We start from the raw sequence: 21,502 nt of genomic DNA, 5'->3' as shown, positions 1-21,502 counted from the left end.
CGCGTATAGCGGGATTTTTTATTCTATCAGCAACTTGAAATTATTGTTTGATAATTTTAGTGCTAACTTTTTTATCATTAGAAGTAATTTCAACAATGTAAGCTCCTTGAGCTAAGTTTGAAATATCAACTTGAGTAGAATTGTTATGCGCTACTTGTGAAAATAAAACTTGTTGTCCTAATGCGTTGTATATCGCTACACTGTCAATGTTTTCAATGAAATCAATGTTTAAAACTGCGTTAGCTGGGTTTGGATAAACCCTAATGTTTTCTTCATTGAAAAGGTCAGAAGACAAGTTTGAAGTTTGCACAACTTGTATATCATCTATGTAAATACCTCTGCTGCTTCCACCTAAACCGTGTTTGAATGCAATGTGTGAATCAGTTCCAGTAGGAATATTTACTGTATAAAGTGCCATGGCATTTGTTAAAGTAATTGGAGATATTACTGTAAAAGTTGTAACATCCAAGGGATCGCTCATCGTACCAACTTCTACTACATAGTTGTTAAACGTTCCTCTAGCGTAGAAGCTAACACTATTTAAACCATTTGATAAGTTTTGAGTGTTTGGCGAAGCTAAAATATAAGAACCTGTTAAGTCACTTGCGTTCATTAATAAATATGAGTTCGGCGCAGAATTCATATAGCTGCTATTTGAAGAACTATATACATATCCTGATCCCGGACCATTTGCTTCAATATAATACCAACATGAAGGACTGTTTGGGTTTAACTGATTTCCAACTGTAGTATTGTCAAAATTTTCAGAATATGGGATGCTAAATGCATCACAAGGTGTTGTGAAATTTACTGCGAGGCTCCAATTACTGAAGTTTGTGATAGAACATTCAGATTTAACATAAACTTCATATGCTGTATTTGATGTTAAGTTTGATAAGTACAATGGGTTGTCTGTTGTTTGGATTCCTGTTGTTGTTGGTGTTCCTGTACCTTGTGGTTGAACAACATATTGGAAATCATATACAGATGGAATATCGTCCCATTCTACAGTCGCTGTATTTGCTGTAATGTTAGAAACTACTATGTTTGTAGGAGGAAAACACGTAGGGGTTTCGTCGAAACGAATATCATCAATAGCAATATCACCTGTATAGCTAGATCCTCTTAAAGCTCTGAAACGTATTTTAATAACGCCATTATAATTACTTAAATCTACAATTTTTAATGCCCAAGGATCTGTTTCAGCAATTTGTTGTTGACCAATAATTGTATCGATATCATTTATCCAATTCGTACCGTTAAATATGTCAATGTGTAATTCACCTATAGTAGCACCATACATATGGTAGTAAAACTGTAAAGTTGGTGAAGTAAGTGAGTTAATATTTACTTCTGGTGTTATTAATTCTGCAATTGCTCCGTTTGTTCCACTTGTAGCTTCAGTATAAAAATAATTAGTTCCACTGTAAGCAGCGATAGGTCCTGTGCTTCCTGTTGTAGATTGGTTTGTTGTGTAAACATTCCAACGATATTGTGTGGTAGATCCATAAGGTAATGTTTCCCAACAGTCACCAATAAACGAGTAGGTTGTTGGCATAGTTGAATCAACATTATAAATATACGGTGCATTATTCACAGCGCAATTAGTAGCAAATTGAATTGGTCCTAACGCGGTACTGGATTCTGTTCCACAATTACTTTTTAAGTATACATCGTATATCGTATTTGATGTTAAAACTGAAGATAAAGTAGTAATAGGATTTGTATTTACTTGCACTGTAGTTCCGGAGCCAATTGTAAAACCTTTTGGGCCATATTCAATTGTCCAATCGTTTGAAGAACCTAGTTCATTCCACGCAAGGGTTGCTGAATCTGTAGTAATATTGGTAAACACTAATGTTTCAGGTTCTACGCAACTTGGTGTGACTTCTAGTTTAAATTCGTCAAATGATAGGTGTTTCGGTGCTGATGAACTTTGGTTTACTCTAACACCAAAATAATATGTCCCTGTTGTTGTTGGTGTGAATGTAGCTTTATATCGCGTGTAGCCTTGTACTGAATAATCTAAACTATTTCCATATGGACTATAAGTAGTGCCTATTTGGGTTGCTCCAGTCGAACTTTGTGATGTATTAACAAAATAATCAACAAACCAATTGTTACCATTATCACCTTGAACCATTGTTGAAAAGTCATATGATGTGCCTGCTGTTAGATCAAATCCAACAGTCCATAGGAATGCATTTGTTGTATTGCTTCCGATACGTAAATATTTTGATCCTGACGATTGTGAACTTGTAACTGTTGTTGAGCTCTGAGTTTGCCAACTGCCTGTTTCTTTTAACCAACACGATGGGAAGTATGTTGATCCTGTTGAGTTTAGATTCTCAAAACCTTCAGTCCATGGTAAAGTTGAAATTGAAGCGCATGGAGTTGTAAAAGTATATGGTCCGCTCCAAAAACTTTTATCTGTAGCGTTACATATTGCTCTTATGTATAATTGATAATCAGTCTCTGCGGTTAATCCTGAAGCACTAGTAGGATTGCTTGTTGCAGCTGTTCCTGAAGTACTCGGACTTGGGATTCCATTTCCCGGAGCTTGAATGATATATTCCCAATTAGAAGCTGATCCGTTTTCTGTCCAAGAAAAAGTAACATTATTTGCTGCTAGTGTTGTGAATATTGCATCAGAAGGGGCTGGGCAATTTTCCGGAAATGTGAAGCCAATAAGGGGTCTTTTGTTTGTACTATTAACTAATGTTGGGTTAAGTGTAGTATTGAGAGCATTTGAATATTTTACTGTGTTCATATTTGAAACACTTACGCATGGAGAATTAAATTCATATGCCCAATTGATATTAGAACTCGCAGTTGTATTTGAATATTCAAAAATAATTGCAAGGTTTTGTGTACCGCTGTAAGTATATGGAGAGATTAATTGGAACTCTTTCCAACCAGCGGTATTACCAACAGCAGTTGCAGGATTGTTATCATAAACCAAAGTTGCATTGTCTATTACACTTTGCCAAGCTATATATCCACTGCCCCAATCGTCTGCAGATACTTCTTTCAAATATATTTTAAAGTTTGGTGTGCCTTGTAAGCTACCCGATGCAGTTCTTCTTAAGAAGTGTAAACTACTAATAGTTTTACCTCCTACAGGACTTATAATTGAACTAGGTAATATAACGGCAGTTCTATTATTAGTGTTTTCATAAGATGTAGAATTCATAGGGCCATAGCTATTTGATCCTGTTGTATTAGTATTACAGGACGGTGTTGTCCATGTTTGAGCATCTACCCGTAGGAAGATTAATGATAGAAATAATAAATAAATAAATTTTTTCATGAATTGTGGCTTTTTAGATTTATGCAAAATTATCATAAAATATCACAATATGTTAGTTAAATTTATTTTTAGATTTTTAAATAAAAATTTTAAAAAAAAATATAAAATATAATGTAAAATGTTTTTTTTTAATGTTAAAAAATAAGTAATGTTGAAATATTAAAAAATAAAAAACTCTGCTTATTGGCAGAGTTTTTTATTGTGTTTGTTTTAGTATGTAGAAAATTTATTTGGTTTTTTTGACATATTGCGTTAAAATTACAATGTGCTGGTTTTCTACACGACCTTCAATTTGATCAGCGTTATCCCAAACTAATTTGATATTGTGAACCGCAGCACCTCTTTTAGCAGTAAAATTGGCTCCTTTGACATCCAAATCTTTAATTAACACAACAGAATCTCCGTCTTGTAAGATGTTCCCATTAGAATCTTTATGGATTATTTTTCCTTCATCTTCTTCCCCTTCACCAGTTGCTTTAGCCCATTCCAATGCTTCTTCATCGAAATACATCATTTCAAGCATGTCAATGTTTTTCAAACGAGCATGCATTCTCCACGAAACAATTTGTACAGGAAGATGTTCGTTCCACATGCTGTCATTTAAACAATGCCAATGTGCTTTGTCCATTTGTTCTGGATTTTCAATTTGGTTTATGCAGGTTTTGCAAGCTAAAATTGATTGCTCCAAACTTTCGGTTGTATTAGGTGCTACATTAAAGACTTGTAAGTCATGTTCATTTCCACACAATTCACATTTTGAACCACTTCGGTCTTTAAGTTTTTTTTCTATTACACTCATTTTTTATAAATTAAAACTTACTCCAACAGAGACGTTAAACTGATTGTTGTATTTTTCAAAAATGCCCTCTACATGATTATCATAGTGTGCAATAGGTAATTGAATTTCACTATACAAGCCGAAACCTTCAGTAAAGAAATAACGCGCTCCTAAGTGTGCTCCAAAGTTTTTTAATCCTAAATCTAAACCTGGATAGAAATCAAAATGTTCCTCTATGCCAAACACATCAGCAATATTTGCATTAAATCTTGCTTTTGCATCGATACGATCCGCAAAGTTTGGTTTCTCACCTAATACTTCTTTAACGCCTAAAAGGTAATTGGCTACAAATCCGATAGAAAAATTAGTACCTAAACCTTGATCAAATGTTGCTGTAATACCTGTTCCATGGTCTTGAAAATTTGCACCTACTTGAAATTTTTTATCTCCTTTTCCTGTGAAGACTTGTGCATTTAATAAGCTTGTAAACAATAAAGTAATTAAGACTAGTTTTTTCATAATAATTAAAATTTTGTCAAATATAAAAATTTGAGGTTTAATTGCGTCCATTTTCATTTGGATATAGTTGCGGTAACGGGTCACTTTGCCAAAATTCTTTCGTATCGATGTTCATAATGGTTAATGGCCCACTAAATGCTGCGCCAGTATCTAAATTCCAAATACAGGCTTTGTTGACTGGAATGGTTTTGTTGATTCTTGTTACAGGTGTATGGCCAATATAGATTTCGTTATATAGTTTTAAACGATTCGGATAATTGTTATCGCTTACTTTTAAATTATTATCAAACGCCAAAGCTAATTCCCATAAGGTTCTGTCCCAATAGAATAATGGTTTGAAATATTCAAATTCAATTCCTTTTATATTGGTAAAACCTGCATGGATGAAAAGCCTATTGAAATTGTCGAGATGGTAATCTTTTAGGTTTTCTAGAAATTGAATATGTTGAGTTATTGTTACTGAGTCTAAAGTTTTATAAGCATCAAGAGTAGATTTACCGCCATGTATAAACCATTCTTCAGTATAGTTTCCATTTTTGAGATAATCACATAGCAAAGCATCATGATTTCCTCTCAAAAAAATACAATTGTATTTTTTGTTTAAGTCAATTAAAAAATCAATTACCTGTGGTGATTCGCTCCAACCGTCTACATAATCACCTAAAAAAATAAGTTGGTCTTCATTTTCTATTGCTACTTTTTTTAAAACTTGGAGTAATGCTTTAAATCCTCCATGGATATCTCCAATGACATATTTTGACATAATTGTGTGTAATGTGTTGATTTTGATTAAAACTTTAACATTTTCGGCAGAGAATCTGTAAAATTTATTTAAAAACCCGATGTATTTTTGACAAAAGTATTAATATAATTTTTTAAATAATATTTAACAAACAATTTATTAAAGTAATTTAAACGTAACATTTTAATTTTTTTATTATGAAAAAAGCAATTTTATTTTCGGTTTTTGCATTAGCTATTTCTTCAACTTTTGTTTCTTGTTCAACAGACGATTTTGAATCAGAGGTAGCGGCAATGAATAATGAAGAAGTTCAGCTTGTTGACGGTGATACTGAAATTGATCCTGATCCAATTGTTATCATTATTAAAAAAGACTAAATAAAATTATTTCTTTTAACCATTACATAAATACAATTTTATGAAAAATTCGACTATATCATTCGGACTTATTTTATTGACCTTATTTTTTTCTACTATATTGATAGTAAATGACACCATAAAAAGTAAAGAAGAGAAGAAAACAAAGCGTGTTTCAACCTATAAGAAAAATTATTCAAATGTTTACGGAGAACAACTTCCAATAATAGTAATAAAAAAAGATTAATTAAGATTTCTTAGATTTGCTATAAAAGAAGATATTGAAATATTTAGCAGCATTTTTTTGTATTGTTTTTTTTGCTTTTTCATGCAGTAAAAGCGAAAAAACATCTGTAAAACAGAGTAAACTTAATTATCATTTTGATGAAGTTTACAATAATGATTTGGATAAGAATCAAAAACTTGAACATTTAGATTCAGCTTTGGTTTTAGTGAATACCTTTTCTGATACCGATTCATTGAAAATTGTAAATTATTTCAAAATAGCAAATAGATATGATGCTTTATTAGAGTATGAAAACTATTTTAGTGTCGTAAAGGAAGCACTTAAATTAAGTAAAATTCAGAGGGATTCGTTGAGTATTGCAAAAGCACAATACTATATTGGCGACTACTTTTTTTATACCTCAAGAAATGATAGCGCCTATTATTATTATTTAGAAGCAAAAAAAAAATATGATCGATTAGACGATAAGTTTAATTTAGCCAAAACAATGCTTCATATTGCGTACGTTTATTTATATGAAAAAGATTTTTTAGGTAGTGAAGCACAAACTATAAAGGTTTTAAATATAGCTAATGAAATTCAAGATCAAGGTCTTATTTATGAATGTTACGTAAATTTAGCTAGTTCTTTATCAGGAATGAAGAACTATGAAAAGGCATTAGAATACCATTTTAAGGCACTTGAAAAAGTACAGAAATTAGAATTAGAAGCAGAATTGTACGTTCCAATTTATGAAGCACAAGTGTTAAATAATATTGGATATGTTTACATTAATCTAAATGAATATTCAAAAGCTTTAGAAAATTATTCAAAAGCTTTGCAAGTAGAAAACTTTAAAAATCTCCACCCAATTTTATATTCATCAATTTTAGATTATTCCTCTTATGCTAAATTTAAATTAAAGAATAAGGATGCTTTAAGAGGTTTTGAAGAATCATTATATATTAGAGATAGTATTAATGATACTGCAGGTAAGATAAAAAGCAGAATTCATCTTACGGAATTTTACTTATCACAAAAAGATACAATTAAAGCCTTAGCGCTAAATAATGAGGCTTATAAATTAGCCAAAGAATCTAACTACAACAAAGAAGTGCTTTCTGCACTTGAGTTTTTAACAGTAACAGACCCTCTTCATGGGTTAAAATATGCTCAAGAATATATTGTTTTAAGTGATAGTTTGAACGATTTGGAACGTGCCACTCGTAACAAATTAGCACGAATTGAATACGAAACCGACGAAATTATTCAAGAAAAGCAAGAAGTTATCAATCAAAATCAGTTATTAATTATAATTTCATTGGCAGTATTATTGCTAGGTGTTTTGTTTTATGTGTTTTTAAATCAACGGAATAAGCAACGTGAATTGATTTTAAAACAAGATCAACAAAAAGCAAATGAAGAAATTTATAATTTAATGCTTGACCAGCAAACAAAAATTAGCGAAGTTCGTAATGCTGAAAAAGATAGAATTGCAAAAGAATTACATGATGGGGTAATGAATAAATTAGCAAGTACACGTTTAAATTTGTTCATCTTACAAAAAAGAAGAGATGATGCAACTATTGAAAAGTGTATAGGGCATATTAATGATATTCAAAATATAGAAAAGGAAGTACGTTCAATTGCGCACGAGTTAAATAATGAAATTTTCAGTGATAAAAATAATTTTGACTCAATATTAGAGGAATTGATTGCAGAACAAAATAGAGTGCATTCATCATCATGTAGCTTGTTTATTGCTGAAAATATTAATTGGGAAAATATAGAGGCAAAAGTGAAAATGAACCTTTACAGAGTCATTCAAGAAGCCTTGAATAATATTAATAAGCATGCCTCAGCAGAGAATGTGTTTATTGAAATTAGTTTAGAAAAAGGTGATTTGAAGATGGTGGTAAAAGATGATGGTAAAGGATTTAATGTTAGTAGGTCAAGAAAAGGAATTGGTGTTAAAAACATGATTGAAAGAGCAAAAGCAATAAATGGTGCGCTGTCAATCGATTCAAAAATAGGTAAGGGAACTGCTTTAACCCTAAAAATAGAAGTATAAAGTAACAGCATATGGAACAAAAAACAATTCAGATTTTAATGATTGATGATCATCCATCAATGATTGAAGGTTATAAAAGTATATTGGCATATAATGAATTGGGTTTTCAAATTGAAGTTACACCTGCTTATGATAGTAAGACGGCTTTTGAAATTTTAACTTCAAATTTGAATGCTAATAAGTTTGATTTTATTTTTATTGATTTGAGTTTGCCGGTTTATGAAGAGCAAAATATTAAATCGGGTGAAGACTTGGCTGTAATAGCAAAAAAGCAATTTCCGGAAGCTAAGATTGCAATAATTACTTCACATGCTGAAGCATTTATACTCTTTAATATTCAAAAACATATTAATCCAGATGGATTATTGGTAAAAAGTGATTTTACTGCTGAGGACTTCTTAAATGCTTTTGAAGATATGGTAAATGGTGAGAAGTATTTGAGCAAAACGGTTAAGGAAGCGATTAAGGATTTGATATCTAATAAGAAATTTATCGATGAAATTAATCGTGAAATAATAATGTTGCTGGGTCAGGGGGTTAAATCTAAAAGTTTGCCTAATTATATTAATCTGTCAATGAGTGCGATAGATAAAAGAAAAACCCAAATTCGTGACATTCTTCAAATAAAAAATGGAAATGATGAAGATATTGTGCGAGAGGCTAAAAAACTAGGTTTTATCTAGAAATTTTAACAATTTCGGCAGAAAATCTGTAACCGAATTCTTTAAATATCATGTAATTTTATAATGTTAAAAAGCAACAAATTTTTCATTATGAAATCCTACACTAAAATATTAATTATTTTGCTGGTTTTAAGCTTGTTTTGGATTTATACCACATTAGATTTGACGTATCATTCTTTTGTGCTTGATGAAACCTCAAGTTTATTAATGAGAAACTACTCTATTCAATTGAAGTTTGTTTATTTCTTCGGTTTTCTAATAAATATCAGTTATTTTGCTTTGATTTTTTTGAAAAAGAGCAATGAACTTGAAGAATAATTTACTCAAAACCTTTTGAGTTGTATTTCATTTTTCTTAAGACGCGCATAACTTCCTTAAAGGAAGTGTAAACATTTTTGTTTTCGTATTCCTTTAAATAATTTTTACACTCTATCAATTTTTCTTTTGCGTCGTTAAATCCATTTAAATAACAAATCATCAGAGTGGAAGGTAATCTTTCCAAGTCCTTTTTTTCCAAATCTGTAAGGATGTTGTTCCATTTCATTTTTTTTATCAAGCTCATGTTTGAGTTGTAAATGTGGTGCAACATTCTTCTGTTGTATTGTGGTGGTTCAAATAGAAATTCGGTATCAAGCTTGTAATAGCCATTGTCGAAAAAAGTGATACTAACCTTTTCCAGGGGGTAGTAACTTGTTTTGTCGTTTATTCCTAGTGGAATATATTCTATTATTTCAAATGTACTATCAGTATAGGAGATTGTTACGTCATCTTGATCCGAATAGAAAAGTTTTATTTGCTCGTTAATAAGTTCAATATCAACTCTTGAATATAAAGTTTTATCTCTAACTTTCTTTTTAATTCCAGCCCAGCAAACAACAAATAATTCTTTAAAAACATGATAATTGGATTCCAAATCTTTATGTCTGTGATTAATGAAATCTAAAACGCCATCAAGTGTATGAGCAATGCTGTTTCTAGAGTTGTTTTCGATGCTAATTACCGTTTCTGCATTGGCTTTCGAAAACGGGATCTTCTCTTCAGTAGGTGTTGAATTACTTCCTGTTCTTACAAAAGTACTATTGGCGACAATCGTATGGATGCCTTTCTTGAAAGAAGAGACAGAGTTTTTAGGTTTTATGGTAACCAATCCTATAACTTTGTCTTTAGGTAAATTAGGAAAAGGAATGTTCTCATATTGTATTTTAGGTGGGTTTTCTAAAAAAGCATTCACTAAATTTTGAATTCTACTATCGTCGTAGAAATCAACACCTTTTATAGTATTATCCTCGTCTTCTACACCTACAACAATGTAAGAGTTGTTTACAGGATTAGAATTGGAAAGCGCGCAAATGTGTTTTAAGAATTTGGCCTTGCCTTCTCTGGAATGTAAATTCAGTTGTCTTTTCTTGTCATAAAAACTGCTTTCGTCATTATGCGCTAATAGGTTTTTTATAAGTAAACGTTTATTTATCACAACAAAAGCTTTTTTTCTTAAAAGTATAAAAAGAAATTCATAAAATACTGCCAAAAGCTTAGTTTTAAAAGTATTTTTAACGCTATCTTAACACCCTAGTTATAATTTAATTTTCAATTTTGAATTGTTAATTTTTTTTTGAAAATTTGGCCTTAAATAAATATGATAATGGAAGAAAACACCGCTACTTTAGACATTCGCGCAATAAATGAGAAAATAGAAAGAGAAAGCGCTTTTGTTGACCTGCTGACTATGGAAATGAACAAAGTAATTGTGGGTCAGAAACATATGATTGAAAGATTGTTAATCGGTTTACTTGGTCAAGGGCATATTTTATTGGAAGGAGTTCCAGGCTTGGCTAAAACTTTAGCAATTAATACATTATCACAAGCGGTTCATGGAAGTTTTAGCCGTGTGCAGTTTACACCAGATTTGTTGCCAGCTGACGTTGTTGGAACCATGATTTACAACATTAAAGAGAATGACTTTTCGATAAAAAAAGGACCAATTTTTGCAAACTTTGTGCTTGCCGATGAGATTAATCGTGCTCCCGCAAAAGTGCAATCGGCTTTATTAGAAGCCATGCAGGAAAAACAAGTAACAATAGGCGATTCTACTTTTAAATTAGATCGACCATTTTTAGTTATGGCAACACAAAACCCTGTTGAGCAAGAGGGTACCTATCCACTTCCAGAGGCGCAAGTTGACCGTTTTATGTTAAAAGTGGTTATTGATTATCCAAAAATGGAAGACGAGCGTTTTGTTATTCGTCAGAATTTAGCAGGATCATTTGAAAAAGTAAACCAAGTGGTTTCTTTAGAGCAAATTTTAAGAGCGCAACAAGCGGTTCGTGAAGTGTATATGGATGAGAAAATCGAAAAGTACATTTTAGATATTATTTTTGCTACACGTTATCCAGAAAAATATAAACTAGAAAACCTTAAAGGTCTCATCAGTTTTGGTGCTTCTCCTCGTGGAAGTATTAACTTAGCAACAGCTGCTAAATGTTATGCTTTTATTAAGCGAAGAGGATATGTGATTCCAGAAGACGTTCGCGCAGTTGTACATGATGTGTTACGTCACAGAATTGGTATTACTTACGAGGCCGAAGCTGAAAACATTACTTCTGTTGATATCATCAACAAAATTGTAAACGAAGTAGAAGTGCCTTAACATTTAGTAGTCAGTTTTTAGGTGTTAGTAGTCAGTCATGACTCTAACTGCTAATTACTAATCACTAATTACTAAAAGAAAATGGATACTAAGGAAATACTCAAAAAAGTTCGAAAAATAGAAATTAAAACCCGAAGATTGAGCGATCATATCTTTTCGGGAGAATACCATACATCTTTTAAAGGGCGTGGAATGACCTTCTCCGAAGTGCGTCAATACCAATACGGCGACGATATTCGTGCTATCGACTGGAATGTTACCGCACGTTATAACGAACCTTATGTGAAAGTTTTTGAGGAGGAGCGCGAACTAACCATGATGTTAATGGTAGATTGCAGTGGTTCGGAGAGTTTTGGTACAACCAACCAATTTAAAAGTGAAATTATCACAGAGATTGCAGCAACCTTAGCGTTCTCTTCTACTCAAAATAACGATAAAGTTGGGTTGATTTTGTTTTCAGACGAAATCGAGTTGTTTATTCCGCCTAAGAAAGGAAAATCACACGTGTTGCGAATTATTCGCGAACTAATTGAGTTCAAGCCAAAAAGCAAAAAAACCGACTTGGCACAGGCCTTAAAGTTTTTGTCAAGTGTTATGAAAAAGAAAGCCATTGTGTTTTTGATTTCCGACTTTATGGCAAATGATTACGAACATACTTTAAAGATAGCTTCCAAAAAACACGACTTAACAGGTATACGGGTGTTTGATAAAAGAGAAGAAACTATTCCAAATATTGGTATGGTAAATATGCTTGACGCAGAAACTGGAGAGTCTTTCTTGGTTGACACCAATTCAAAAAGCGTGCAATTGAACTATCAAAAATATTACAAAGAAAACGTAAAGTACTTTACAGAAACTTTTTCAAAATGCGGTGCTGGTACTGTGAGTACGCGAGTTGATGAAAGTTATGTAACAAAACTTTTAGGTTATTTTAAAGCAAGAAATTAAGATGTTGAAAAAAATAAAAATACTGTTTTGCTTTTTCATTACTTCGATTGCTTTTTCACAATCGGTTAGTTCTACTATCGATTCTACCCAAATAAAAATTGGTTCACAATTTAATTTAACCGTAAAAGCAAAGGTTAATAAAACAGATAAAGTTGTTTTTCCTGAAAGTCCATACTTCGGAGCTTTAGAAGTTTTAGAATCGTATCCTACGGACTCGATCAAAACAGATGATAAACTAGAATTAATAAAAAAATACGGTTTAACGCAGTTTGATTCGGGACGTTATGTTGTGCCAAGGTTACAAATAATTATAAACAATAAGACGGTTTTAACCGATTCGTTTGGTGTTGTAGTCAATAATGTTGTGGTAGATACTTTAAAGCAGCAGATGTACGATATTAAACCAATTATCGCAGTTGAAGAACCAGCCGATTATTTTTGGCTGTATATGATTTTGGCATTTTTGCTAATTATAGGAATAGGCTATGCATTGTATCATTTTCTTAAAAAATATCAAGTTAAGAAAAATGAAGAAGAGGCATTGTTGTTTGCTTCACCTATAGAGAAAGCTATTGCATTGCTTCAAAATTTAGAAAAAAAAGAGTTATGGCAACATGGAGAAACCAAAGCGTATTACTCTGAACTTACCGATATTACACGTAATTATATCGAAGAAGCAGTTGAGGTTCCAGCAATGGAAAGTACCTCAAACGAATTGTATGAGGCTTTAAAAGTTGCGGTTAAAAAGAAAAAAATAAAACTTTCAAACGATGTTTTAGACAAGTTCAAAAAGGTTATGGCTAATGCCGATTTGGTAAAGTTTGCCAAGTCAAAACCTTTGGATTTTGAAATTGAGAACGACAAAAAAATGGTTGATTTGTTTTTGGTTTCGTTGGATAAAGCAATTCCTAGAAGTGAGGAAGAAACGGAAAATTTATTTGCTGAAGAATTAAAACGGAAAAGGGCCCGCAAACAAAAATTACAACGTCTGGGAATCCCAATTTCTGTTGTATTGTTTTTAATACTTATGGTAGGGGTTTTTGTAGTTGTTTCAAAAGGAACAGATTATGTTCGGGATAATTTTCTTGGGCATAATGCAAAATCATTATTGAATGAAGATTGGGTTACTTCGGATTATGGAGATCCTGCAATTATTGTTTCTACGCCGAAGGTTTTAAAGCGTATGAATGATGAACGCATTCAAAACAATTTACCATCACATGTAAAATCGATAAGTAAGTTTACCTATGGAAGTGTATTGGATAACTTTTCAATTGTATTAAATACTACAGCTTACAAAGATTCTACATCTTTGGATTTAGATCAAGCTTTGGAACAAGATTTAAAAATTTTAGAAAGTTACGGAGCGCAGAATATTGTGGTTAAAACGGACGATTATGAAGATCCTAAGGGATTAAAAGGGAAACGTGCTTATGGTACTTTCACGGCTTTAAATCCATTAGAAAAAGAAGATCAGCAAATGGGTTATGAAATTTTAGTTTTTGCTCAAGCTTCAGGCGCTCAGGAATTGTTTTTAATATACCGTGAGGACGATAAATATGCTAGAGAAATAATGGACAGAGTAATTGAGTCAATCGAACTTAAAAAAGCAACACCATGATGACGAATGTGAGTTTTTTACATCCCGAGTTCTTTTGGTTGTTTTTAGCGCTACCATTAGCCATCGGATGGTATTTATACAAACGAAAGGAACAAAGTGCTATTTTGAAGATGAGTTCTTTGGCTCCTTTTAAAGGCAGCAGAACTTTGTTGTCACGTTTAAAACCTATGCTTTTCGTTTTGCGCTTACTAGCTATGAGTGCCATTATTGTTGCATTGGCTCGACCACGAAGTGTAGATGTAACAGCAAAATCTAAAACGACGAAAGGGATTGATATTGTAATGGCAATTGACGTTTCAGGAAGTATGTTGGCTAAAGATTTAAAACCAAACCGTTTAGAAGCTTTAAAAAGAGTAGCTTCTAAGTTTATTGAAGATCGCTATAATGATAGAATTGGTTTAGTAGTTTATGCTGGGGAAAGTTACACACGTACACCTGTTACTTCAGATAAAACGGTTGTTTTACAATCTTTGAAAACAGTTGAATATGACGATACCATTATTGCCGACGGTACAGGTATTGGAGTAGGTTTGGCAACTGCAATCAATAGGTTGAAGGAAAGTAAGGCAAAAAGTAGAATTATTATTCTGTTGACAGATGGAGTTAATAATGCAGGGACTATTGATCCACGAATGGCTGCCGATATAGCAAAAGAATACGGAATTAAAGTATATACAATCGGAATCGGAACAAATGGTACAGCACCATTTCCATATGCAAAAACACCTTCAGGGGAATTCTTATTCAAAAACATGCAAGTGGAATTGGATGAGAATTTAATGAAAGAGATTGCCAAAACTACCGATGGTAAATACTTTAGAGCGACAAGCAATAAGAAGCTAGAAGAGATCTATGCTGAGATTAATAAGCTTGAAACAACTGAAGTAGAAGAGAAGAAATATTTCAATTACGATGAAAAGTTTAAACCATTAGTTGGTTTGGCATTAATATTATTAGCTCTTGAGATGTTGTTTAAAAACACCATTTTTAGAGGTTTTATATAAAGAATTAACGATGTACGAATTAGAAAATCCAAAATATCTATACTTATTACTGCTGATTCCATTTTTAGTAGTGGTTTTTCTATTGCAATTGTATTGGAAGCGTAAAAAGCAACGTGAATTTGGAGACTTGGAATTGGTTAAACAATTGACACCAACTAAATCAATTTTGAAACCTATATTAAAGTTTGTAGTTGTAAGTTTGGCTTTAATTGCGTTAATCATTGCATTGGTGAATCCAAAAATTGGAACCAAAATGGAAACGGTAAAACGCCAAGGTATCGATATTGTTTTTGCTTTGGATATTTCCAAAAGTATGTTAGCAGAAGATATTGCGCCAAGTCGTTTGGACAAGTCAAAGCAATTGATTTCTCAAATTATAAATAGTTTGGGTAACGATAGAATCGGGATTGTGGGTTATGCTGGAAGTGCTTATCCTGTTTTACCAATGACAACAGATTATAGTATTGCCAAAATGTACTTGAATAATATGAATACCAATATGGTTTCTTCTCAAGGTACCGCATTGAATGACGCCATTCGATTGGCAACAACCTATTTTGATGCTGTTGATACGAGTAAGCTTATTGTATTGGTTTCGGATGGTGAAGATCATGGAGATGGTGCAATAGAAGCAATTCAAACCGCAAAGGATAAAGGAATTAAAATTATCACAATCGGTGTTGGAACAGAAAATGGTGGGCCAATACCTATGAAAGACGACTATGGTAGAGTATCGGAATATAAAAAGGACAGCAATGGAGAAGTTGTAATTACAAAGTTGAATCCAAGTATACTTGAAAATATCGCCGATGATACAAATGGTGGATATATATCAGGAACCACAACAAAAGAAGTAGTGGAACAAATTAAAAATGCATTGGATAATATAGAAAAAACAGAGTTTGAAACCCAACAAATTGCAGAATATCAAACCCAATACCAATGGTTTATTGGTATAGCATTTTTCTTGTTGTTTGTTGATATTTTCTTCTTAGAAAGAAAAACAGCATGGTTGAAAAAGTTGAATTTATTTAATGAACGATAGTATGGATAAGATAATAGTAGCAATAGCCTTGTTTATTACCTCTCTCATCTTCGCTCAGAATAAAGATGAGAATTTGTTTGAAGGAACACAGTCATTCGATAAGAAAAATTATATTGCGGCAGAAGCTGATTTTAGAGTTTCCGAATCGCATAATGAAAAGCAAAAGGCAGTTGCCAATTACAATTTGGGAAATAGTATTTACCGTCAAAATCAACCAGGTGAGGCGAAGTATAAGTTCCTAAATGCTATAGAAAAGGCAACAACAAAAGAAGAAAAACATAAAGCGTATCATAACTTGGGTAATGCTTTTATGAAAGAAGAAAATTATCAAGGTGCAGTTGAAGCGTATAAAAATGCATTGCGTAATAATCCACAAGATGAGGAAACGCGTTATAATTATGCTTTGGCCAAAGAAAAATTAAAAAACGAACCACCTAAGCAAAATAAGAAAGATAAAGATCAGGATAAAGACAAGGATAAGAAAGATCAGGACGATAAGAATAAAGATAAAAACGATAAAGGCGACCAGAAAGATAAAAAGGATTCAGATAAAGGAGATCAAGACGATCAAAACAAAAAAAATCAAGATAAAGAAGACAAAAAGGATGGTAATCAGAAAGAAGATGACAAAGCCAATCCAAAACCTTCTGGCGCAAACAAACAGCAAATAGAGAACTTGCTTGACGCTGTTAACAATGCAGAAAAGAAAATACAGGATAAGTTAAACGCTAAAAAAGTAAAAGCACAACCTGCAACAAATGGTAAAGATTGGTAAGATGAAACAAATCGTTGCAATAGTAGCCCTTTTAATTCAAACACTTTGTTTTGCGCAAGAGATGAAATTTGAAGCAAAACTGAGTAAGAATTCACTTGGAGTTAATGAAAAACTTCAGGTAAGTTTTACAATGAATCAAGATGGGGATAATTTTGAAGCACCCGGTTTTGAAGGATTTAGGGTTATTGGAGGTCCTTTTCAATCCACAAATTACTCTTGGATTAATGGAGTAAAATCTTTTAATAAAAGTTATACCTATGTTTTACAGCCTACCCGACAAGGGACAGTAGCCATTGGTTCGGCTTCTATAGAGTTTAATGATGAAGTGCACAAAACAGCGCCTGTAAAAGTTACGATTACCAAAGCTGTAGAATTACCAAAAGATCCCAATAGTCCCGATTATAAAGCTGGAGAAGGTGTACATTTAGTTGCTGAAGTTTCAAAATCAAGCCCATATTTGAACGAACCGGTAACAATTGTGTACAAATTGTATTTTGATCCGCGTTTTGTAATTCGAAATGTACAAGAGGTTGATAACCCGAAATACAATGGTTTTTGGAGCCAACACATAGATATCGCAAAATTAGAGGCAGTACCGGGTACCTATAATGGCCAAGATTATGCTATGGTAATGTGGCGTAAGGTAATTTTGTATCCTCAGGAAACAGGTGTAAAACCAATTGAACCACTTTCCATCAATTTGGATATTGATGTACCTACAAAGAAACGAATGGGCTTCTTTGAGCAAACAGTTTACGCTTCTACAACTAAAACAGTTTCTGCAGGTGCAAAATCTATAACTGTTAAATCTTTGCCAGAAAATGGTAAGCCACCTAGTTTTACAGGTGCTGTTGGGAAATTTGACTTTAAAGTAACACCATCGAAAACGGCATTGAAAAATGGAGAATCTTTAGATTTGGATATTAGTGTTTCTGGAACCGGTAATCTAAAATTGTTTACGTTGCCAAAACCTGAATTTCCTTCTGCTTTTGAAGTGTTTGAGCCAGAACATCAAGAAAAGGTAGATACGCCATTAACGGGAATGAATGGAAAAATATCAGACAAGTACACACTTATACCACAATATAAAGGGAAATATACATTGAAGCCTTTGGAGTTTTCGTATTTTGATTTGGCTACTAGTACTTATAAAACAATTACATCTGAAGCGATTACAATTGATGTTTTAGATGGACCAGGGTTGGCTTCTAATCAGGGGGGGCAGTCGAAAAATGTAGAGAAACAAGCAATCCAAAAAAGTAATTCTTTTCAATTCATTAAGCTGAATACGCAATTTGCAACTTTAGCTAAAGAAGACTTCTTCGGTTCTACATTGTTTTATTCATTGTTTTTTGGACCATTTTTGATCATTCCAATTATTATTTTGGCAAGGAAAAAGAAAGAAGCAATTGATGCAGACGAATTTGGAAATAGAATTCGTAAAAACTCAAAATTAGCTAAGAAATACTTGTCTGAAGCTAAGAAACAGATGGGCGCAAAAGTGCCATTTTATATGGCTATGGAAAAGGCCTTGCATAATTTCTTAAAGGCTAAATTACATATTGAAACTACCGAGATGAGTAAGGAAAATATTCAAGAGTTGTTGGAAAATAAAAATGCAGCTGCTGTAACTATTAGTAGTTTTATCGAATTAATGAGCACTTGTGAATTTGCACGATATGCTCCTTCTACAGATGTGGCAATGCAAAATGATTATGACAAAGCGGTTACTTTAATTTCGGAACTGGAAAAGCAATTATAATGAGAAAGATATTTTACATACTTGTTTTACTTTCAAATTTCATTTTTGCACAGCAAGAGGCAAGCGATAAGTTTAATCAAGCAAATGAATTGTATCGAAAAGATCAATTTGATGCAGCAGCGAAAGTTTATGAAGGTATTCTAGCGGAGAATAAAGTGGCTTCTGCCGATTTGTATTTTAATTTAGGAAACTGCTATTATAAGCTTGGTAAAGTAGCACCATCTATTTATAATTTTGAGAAGGCATTGTTGTTGAATCCTGAAGATGAAGCAATACAAACCAATCTGACTTTTGCTCAGAAAATGGCAATCGACGATATTAAAGTTGTTCCTGAAGTTGGTTTTTCTAAAGTAGTTTACAACATTACTTCATGGTTTTCTTATGATGAGTGGTCTTGGATAGCGGTCTCACTTTCCGTTTTGTTTTTAATGTTTTTTATAGGCTATTATTTTGCTTCTTTGACCCATTTAAAAAGAGGTTTTTTTCTTGGAATGTTTGTATTACTAGGATTAATGATAGCATCAATATTTGCAGCTTTTTTACAAAAGAGGTTTGACACAAAAATTAGACCTGCCATTGTGTTTGCTGAAAGTACTTTTGTGAAATCGGAACCTAAGAATGGAGCAGAAAATGCTTTTGAATTGCATGAAGGCACAAAAGTATTTGTTAAGCAGACTTTGGACAATTGGAAACGTATTCAACTTACCGATAAATCGGAAGGTTGGATTCATGCGGATGCCATTGTGGAGTTAAAAGAGTAATTCATTTACTCTTTTAGCAGCGTTTTTTTATCCAGTTTAAAGTTTAAAATGGTATCATTTCGCCTCACAGCGATGTTTATTTCCTTTAGGTTTTTCTCAATTCTGTTGATGTAATAGTCACAAGCTTCTTCTTTTGTTAAGTTTTCTAAATTTATAGCGTTAATGCTTATGATTTCATCGCCTAACTTTATTGGGTTTAGACTGTCTTGAACGACTATAGAAATTATAGGTTTGTTTTCTAAAAATCGATAACTAAATCCGAAGGTATTGAAAGATTCTTTTTCGGTGTTTATCGCTTTTAAATAGATCTTACTCTTCGTCCAATCCATTACAAACTCATAGTTTTTCAAGAATGTATTTCCAAGTAAACTCGATGTGTTTGTTTCCATAAGAACATTTTCAAAAACAGTATTGGCAATAGTGATACTATCGGTTACAAAGCGATAATTGACTTCCTTATTGCCACCCCCATAAATACCAACGGTGCTTACGCCTTCTACAGCTACGTTTTTTATTTTTTTTACTGTATCCATTATCGTTTCCGAAAAATTTGAAATTTCAATTTTACCCGTGTAGCCTGTATCAAATGTTAGCATTGCATTTTCACCGAATAGTTTGCTTTTTAAAAGCGGAGTTTGCTGCGGTTTTGTAAGGAATGGAAATTCAATATCAAAATTAGATAAGTTGAACTGTGTACTATCTTTTGTGAAACTTATTTTTTCTTCACTGTAATTAACTTTCCAAATAGCCTTAGCCATTTGATTTGCTCCAATTATTCCTTGTATGTTATAGCAGCTCAATTCAGGTACAGAAAAATCAATAACTACACAGCCAATATCATGGAAAGTGGCTTCGCCTAATTTAATTTGAGGGACGCGTGTTAATATTTGTGTATTGCGATTGTTTTTTGAATCTGATACCGTTCCTTTTTTTATCGGTTTTAATTCCAGTTCGTTATAAATAGCAGTCGATATAACGGTCGGGGCTCCAGTATCGAAAATAAAAACATAATCTTTCTCATTAATGGTGACATTGATAAGCGGAAGGCTGTTGATGAATTGAACGGGTATTGTTTCTACTCCTGTATTCGACATTTTTACACTTCCACTTGTAAAAATTTTAGTCGATTTACAACTTAGTAATAAAGCGAGGAAAAATAAGCAGACAATTTTTTTCATAATAATCAGTTGGAAGTGTTATTTTCTGTTGGATTTTCTAAACTAGAATTTTGATCTTTACTCAAATCAGCATACCATACTTCAATTTGTGGATAAACAAAAGCCGCGGTTTCTTTCGTAGGATTGTAAAAAATCGATTCATCTAAAGTTTCCTGAGCGGCTAGAATATTGTTTAAATTTATTTTTTCAAAAAACAAAATTACTATACTCAGCGCTAAAATTGTTTTCAAACAGCCAAAGGCTGCTCCTGCCAATTTGTTAATCCATCCCATATAGGCGAAATCAGCTATTTTAGTTAACAATTTTGCAGAAAGATGAATGAGTAATACCACTCCAATAAATGTTAATGCAAAAGCTGTTATCTCAATGTATTTTGTATCCCAACTAACTTTGGTTTCTAAAAAGTTTTTGACCAAATATGAAAATTTGATTGCTATAAAAATACCAGCTATTAAAGCAATAAGCGAAGCCAATTCAACAAAAAGCCCATTTTTAATGCCTTTATATAAAGCGTAACATAACAAAATAGCAAAAACGATATCGATAAAATTCATAATTTCTAGAAAGGATAAGTTAAGACAAAGATAAAAGAATTGTTGAAACTCAGTTTTCAACCTTATCTTTGCAACTAATCTCAGAAATCGAGAGAACTAAAATGGTTTTCTTTTTTTTCTAATTTCTACTATAAAATGTCAAGAGACGAACAATTAAAAGAACGCTGGGAAAGCGTAGTAAAAATATTATCCGATAAGTTTACCGATGGAGACGAATTGGATTTGGACGGAATTATTTATTTAATTGGTATCCAAGAATTGGGTAAATTCAAGCAAACTTTTAAAAAAGACGAAAAGGTTAATTTAATGCATATTGCCATATGTCGTTTACTTGAGCCTTATGGTTATTATGAGTTTGATTACTTTGATAATGATGGATGGCCACATTATTCTGTAAAAGAAGAATTACCAACTTTAAAAGCTGGAGAACAAACCATTTTAATGAAAGATGCTATTGTAAATTATTTCCTAGAAAAAGGATTAATTGCTTAGCATTGAAAGTGAAACTAATTGAAAATCACT

The 21,502-nt window shown here is 32.5% G+C and carries 20 protein-coding genes; 13 read left to right on the top strand and 7 right to left on the bottom strand.

What is annotated here, in order from left to right; genetic code table 11:
* Window positions 1–40 precede the first annotated feature (40 nt).
* The 4 genes from ACFS5J_RS09080 to ACFS5J_RS09065 form a co-directional block, all read right to left on the bottom strand.
* Entirely contained in the window at window positions 41–3,310 is a 3,270-nt protein-coding gene (locus tag ACFS5J_RS09080) for a T9SS type A sorting domain-containing protein (protein ID WP_379811797.1), read from the bottom strand.
* A gap of 226 nt (window positions 3,311–3,536) precedes the next feature.
* On the bottom strand, window positions 3,537–4,109 hold the full coding sequence (locus ACFS5J_RS09075; protein WP_379811796.1) for a PhnA domain-containing protein: 573 nt from the start codon (window positions 4,107–4,109) through the stop codon (window positions 3,537–3,539).
* 3 nt (window positions 4,110–4,112) lie between these two features.
* Window positions 4,113–4,607, bottom strand: coding sequence for a DUF6646 family protein (locus tag ACFS5J_RS09070; RefSeq protein ID WP_379811795.1), 495 nt, complete (start codon window positions 4,605–4,607; stop codon window positions 4,113–4,115).
* Window positions 4,608–4,644: 37 nt separating this feature from the next.
* On the bottom strand, window positions 4,645–5,370 hold the full coding sequence (locus tag ACFS5J_RS09065) for a metallophosphoesterase family protein (protein WP_379811794.1): 726 nt from the start codon (window positions 5,368–5,370) through the stop codon (window positions 4,645–4,647).
* Between the two features lie 176 nt (window positions 5,371–5,546).
* Between ACFS5J_RS09065 and ACFS5J_RS09060 the strand changes: the two genes are divergently transcribed.
* The 4 genes from ACFS5J_RS09060 to ACFS5J_RS09045 are packed head-to-tail and all read left to right on the top strand — an operon-like array spanning window position 5,547 to window position 8,685.
* Window positions 5,547–5,726: a hypothetical protein gene (locus tag ACFS5J_RS09060; RefSeq protein ID WP_379811793.1), complete on the top strand. Its 180-nt coding sequence runs from the start codon at window positions 5,547–5,549 to the stop codon at window positions 5,724–5,726.
* Between the two features lie 40 nt (window positions 5,727–5,766).
* Complete coding sequence (locus ACFS5J_RS09055) at window positions 5,767–5,952, top strand: hypothetical protein (RefSeq protein ID WP_379811792.1); 186 nt, start codon at window positions 5,767–5,769, stop codon at window positions 5,950–5,952.
* Between the two features lie 34 nt (window positions 5,953–5,986).
* Window positions 5,987–8,002, top strand: a complete 2,016-nt coding sequence (locus ACFS5J_RS09050; protein WP_379811791.1) for a tetratricopeptide repeat-containing sensor histidine kinase — start codon at window positions 5,987–5,989, stop codon at window positions 8,000–8,002.
* Between the two features lie 11 nt (window positions 8,003–8,013).
* A complete protein-coding gene (locus ACFS5J_RS09045; RefSeq protein ID WP_379811790.1) occupies window positions 8,014–8,685 on the top strand; it encodes a response regulator in 672 nt (223 codons plus the stop codon).
* A 319-nt stretch (window positions 8,686–9,004) separates the two neighbouring features.
* Here the strand turns inward: ACFS5J_RS09045 and ACFS5J_RS09040 are convergent, their stop codons facing one another.
* The gene (locus ACFS5J_RS09040) at window positions 9,005–10,159 is read right to left on the bottom strand and encodes an ATP-binding protein (protein WP_379811789.1); all 1,155 of its coding nucleotides are present in this window, start codon (window positions 10,157–10,159) and stop codon (window positions 9,005–9,007) included.
* Window positions 10,160–10,327: 168 nt separating this feature from the next.
* On the opposite strand from ACFS5J_RS09040, the gene ACFS5J_RS09035 reads away from it, so the two are divergent.
* From ACFS5J_RS09035 to ACFS5J_RS09000, 8 genes are all read left to right on the top strand, one after another.
* Window positions 10,328–11,332, top strand: a complete 1,005-nt coding sequence (locus tag ACFS5J_RS09035; RefSeq protein WP_379811788.1) for an AAA family ATPase — start codon at window positions 10,328–10,330, stop codon at window positions 11,330–11,332.
* Window positions 11,333–11,413: 81 nt separating this feature from the next.
* On the top strand, window positions 11,414–12,280 hold the full coding sequence (locus tag ACFS5J_RS09030) for a DUF58 domain-containing protein (RefSeq protein ID WP_379811787.1): 867 nt from the start codon (window positions 11,414–11,416) through the stop codon (window positions 12,278–12,280).
* A 1-nt stretch (window position 12,281) separates the two neighbouring features.
* Window positions 12,282–13,901: a hypothetical protein gene (locus ACFS5J_RS09025; RefSeq protein WP_379811786.1), complete on the top strand. Its 1,620-nt coding sequence runs from the start codon at window positions 12,282–12,284 to the stop codon at window positions 13,899–13,901.
* Window positions 13,901–14,905, top strand: coding sequence for a vWA domain-containing protein (locus ACFS5J_RS09020; protein WP_379812258.1), 1,005 nt, complete (start codon window positions 13,901–13,903; stop codon window positions 14,903–14,905). The genes ACFS5J_RS09025 and ACFS5J_RS09020 overlap by 1 nt, the downstream gene beginning before the upstream one ends.
* Window positions 14,906–14,915: 10 nt before the next feature.
* Window positions 14,916–15,950, top strand: a complete 1,035-nt coding sequence (locus tag ACFS5J_RS09015; RefSeq protein ID WP_379811785.1) for a VWA domain-containing protein — start codon at window positions 14,916–14,918, stop codon at window positions 15,948–15,950.
* A 1-nt stretch (window position 15,951) separates the two neighbouring features.
* Window positions 15,952–16,725, top strand: coding sequence for a tetratricopeptide repeat protein (locus ACFS5J_RS09010; protein WP_379811784.1), 774 nt, complete (start codon window positions 15,952–15,954; stop codon window positions 16,723–16,725).
* Window position 16,726: 1 nt separating this feature from the next.
* Window positions 16,727–18,487 carry a BatD family protein gene (locus ACFS5J_RS09005; protein ID WP_379811782.1) on the top strand — a complete coding sequence of 587 codons (1,761 nt, stop codon included), beginning with the start codon at window positions 16,727–16,729 and terminating at the stop codon, window positions 18,485–18,487.
* Window positions 18,487–19,248 (top strand): tetratricopeptide repeat protein, encoded by a 762-nt coding sequence (locus tag ACFS5J_RS09000; protein WP_379811781.1) that lies wholly within the window; start codon window positions 18,487–18,489, stop codon window positions 19,246–19,248. The genes ACFS5J_RS09005 and ACFS5J_RS09000 overlap by 1 nt, the downstream gene beginning before the upstream one ends.
* Before the next feature lie 5 nt (window positions 19,249–19,253).
* Here the strand turns inward: ACFS5J_RS09000 and ACFS5J_RS08995 are convergent, their stop codons facing one another.
* Window positions 19,254–20,342: an aspartyl protease family protein gene (locus tag ACFS5J_RS08995; protein ID WP_379811780.1), complete on the bottom strand. Its 1,089-nt coding sequence runs from the start codon at window positions 20,340–20,342 to the stop codon at window positions 19,254–19,256.
* Between the two features lie 89 nt (window positions 20,343–20,431).
* Window positions 20,432–20,980 carry a CvpA family protein gene (locus tag ACFS5J_RS08990; RefSeq protein WP_379811779.1) on the bottom strand — a complete coding sequence of 183 codons (549 nt, stop codon included), beginning with the start codon at window positions 20,978–20,980 and terminating at the stop codon, window positions 20,432–20,434.
* Window positions 20,981–21,115: 135 nt separating this feature from the next.
* On the opposite strand from ACFS5J_RS08990, the gene ACFS5J_RS08985 reads away from it, so the two are divergent.
* Complete coding sequence (locus ACFS5J_RS08985; RefSeq protein ID WP_379811778.1) at window positions 21,116–21,472, top strand: hypothetical protein; 357 nt, start codon at window positions 21,116–21,118, stop codon at window positions 21,470–21,472.
* Window positions 21,473–21,502 lie beyond the last annotated feature (30 nt).

Source organism: Flavobacterium chuncheonense (assembly GCF_042686145.1).
GTDB classification, from domain to species: Bacteria; Bacteroidota; Bacteroidia; order Flavobacteriales; family Flavobacteriaceae; genus Flavobacterium; species Flavobacterium chuncheonense.
This window is presented reverse-complemented; position numbering and strand designations above follow the sequence as displayed.

Bases quoted from the DNA above. Each gene is read 5' to 3' on its own strand.
- ACFS5J_RS08990 (WP_379811779.1), bottom strand. From the start codon at position 20,980: ATGAATTTTATCGATATCGTTTTTGCTATTTTGTTATGTTACGCTTTA.
- ACFS5J_RS09075 (WP_379811796.1), bottom strand. From the start codon at position 4,109: ATGAGTGTAATAGAAAAAAAACTTAAAGACCGAAGTGGTTCAAAATGT.
- ACFS5J_RS09000 (WP_379811781.1), top strand. From the start codon at position 18,487: ATGAGAAAGATATTTTACATACTTGTTTTACTTTCAAATTTCATTTTT.
- ACFS5J_RS09060 (WP_379811793.1), top strand. From the start codon at position 5,547: ATGAAAAAAGCAATTTTATTTTCGGTTTTTGCATTAGCTATTTCTTCA.
- ACFS5J_RS09035 (WP_379811788.1), top strand. From the start codon at position 10,328: ATGGAAGAAAACACCGCTACTTTAGACATTCGCGCAATAAATGAGAAA.
- ACFS5J_RS08995 (WP_379811780.1), bottom strand. From the start codon at position 20,342: ATGTCGAATACAGGAGTAGAAACAATACCCGTTCAATTCATCAACAGC.
- ACFS5J_RS09025 (WP_379811786.1), top strand. From the start codon at position 12,282: ATGTTGAAAAAAATAAAAATACTGTTTTGCTTTTTCATTACTTCGATT.
- ACFS5J_RS09015 (WP_379811785.1), top strand. From the start codon at position 14,916: ATGTACGAATTAGAAAATCCAAAATATCTATACTTATTACTGCTGATT.
- ACFS5J_RS09080 (WP_379811797.1), bottom strand. From the start codon at position 3,310: ATGAAAAAATTTATTTATTTATTATTTCTATCATTAATCTTCCTACGG.
- ACFS5J_RS09045 (WP_379811790.1), top strand. From the start codon at position 8,014: ATGGAACAAAAAACAATTCAGATTTTAATGATTGATGATCATCCATCA.
- ACFS5J_RS09010 (WP_379811784.1), top strand. From the start codon at position 15,952: ATGGATAAGATAATAGTAGCAATAGCCTTGTTTATTACCTCTCTCATC.
- ACFS5J_RS09020 (WP_379812258.1), top strand. From the start codon at position 13,901: ATGACGAATGTGAGTTTTTTACATCCCGAGTTCTTTTGGTTGTTTTTA.
- ACFS5J_RS09070 (WP_379811795.1), bottom strand. From the start codon at position 4,607: ATGAAAAAACTAGTCTTAATTACTTTATTGTTTACAAGCTTATTAAAT.
- ACFS5J_RS09030 (WP_379811787.1), top strand. From the start codon at position 11,414: ATGGATACTAAGGAAATACTCAAAAAAGTTCGAAAAATAGAAATTAAA.
- ACFS5J_RS09065 (WP_379811794.1), bottom strand. From the start codon at position 5,370: ATGTCAAAATATGTCATTGGAGATATCCATGGAGGATTTAAAGCATTA.
- ACFS5J_RS08985 (WP_379811778.1), top strand. From the start codon at position 21,116: ATGTCAAGAGACGAACAATTAAAAGAACGCTGGGAAAGCGTAGTAAAA.
- ACFS5J_RS09005 (WP_379811782.1), top strand. From the start codon at position 16,727: ATGAAACAAATCGTTGCAATAGTAGCCCTTTTAATTCAAACACTTTGT.
- ACFS5J_RS09055 (WP_379811792.1), top strand. From the start codon at position 5,767: ATGAAAAATTCGACTATATCATTCGGACTTATTTTATTGACCTTATTT.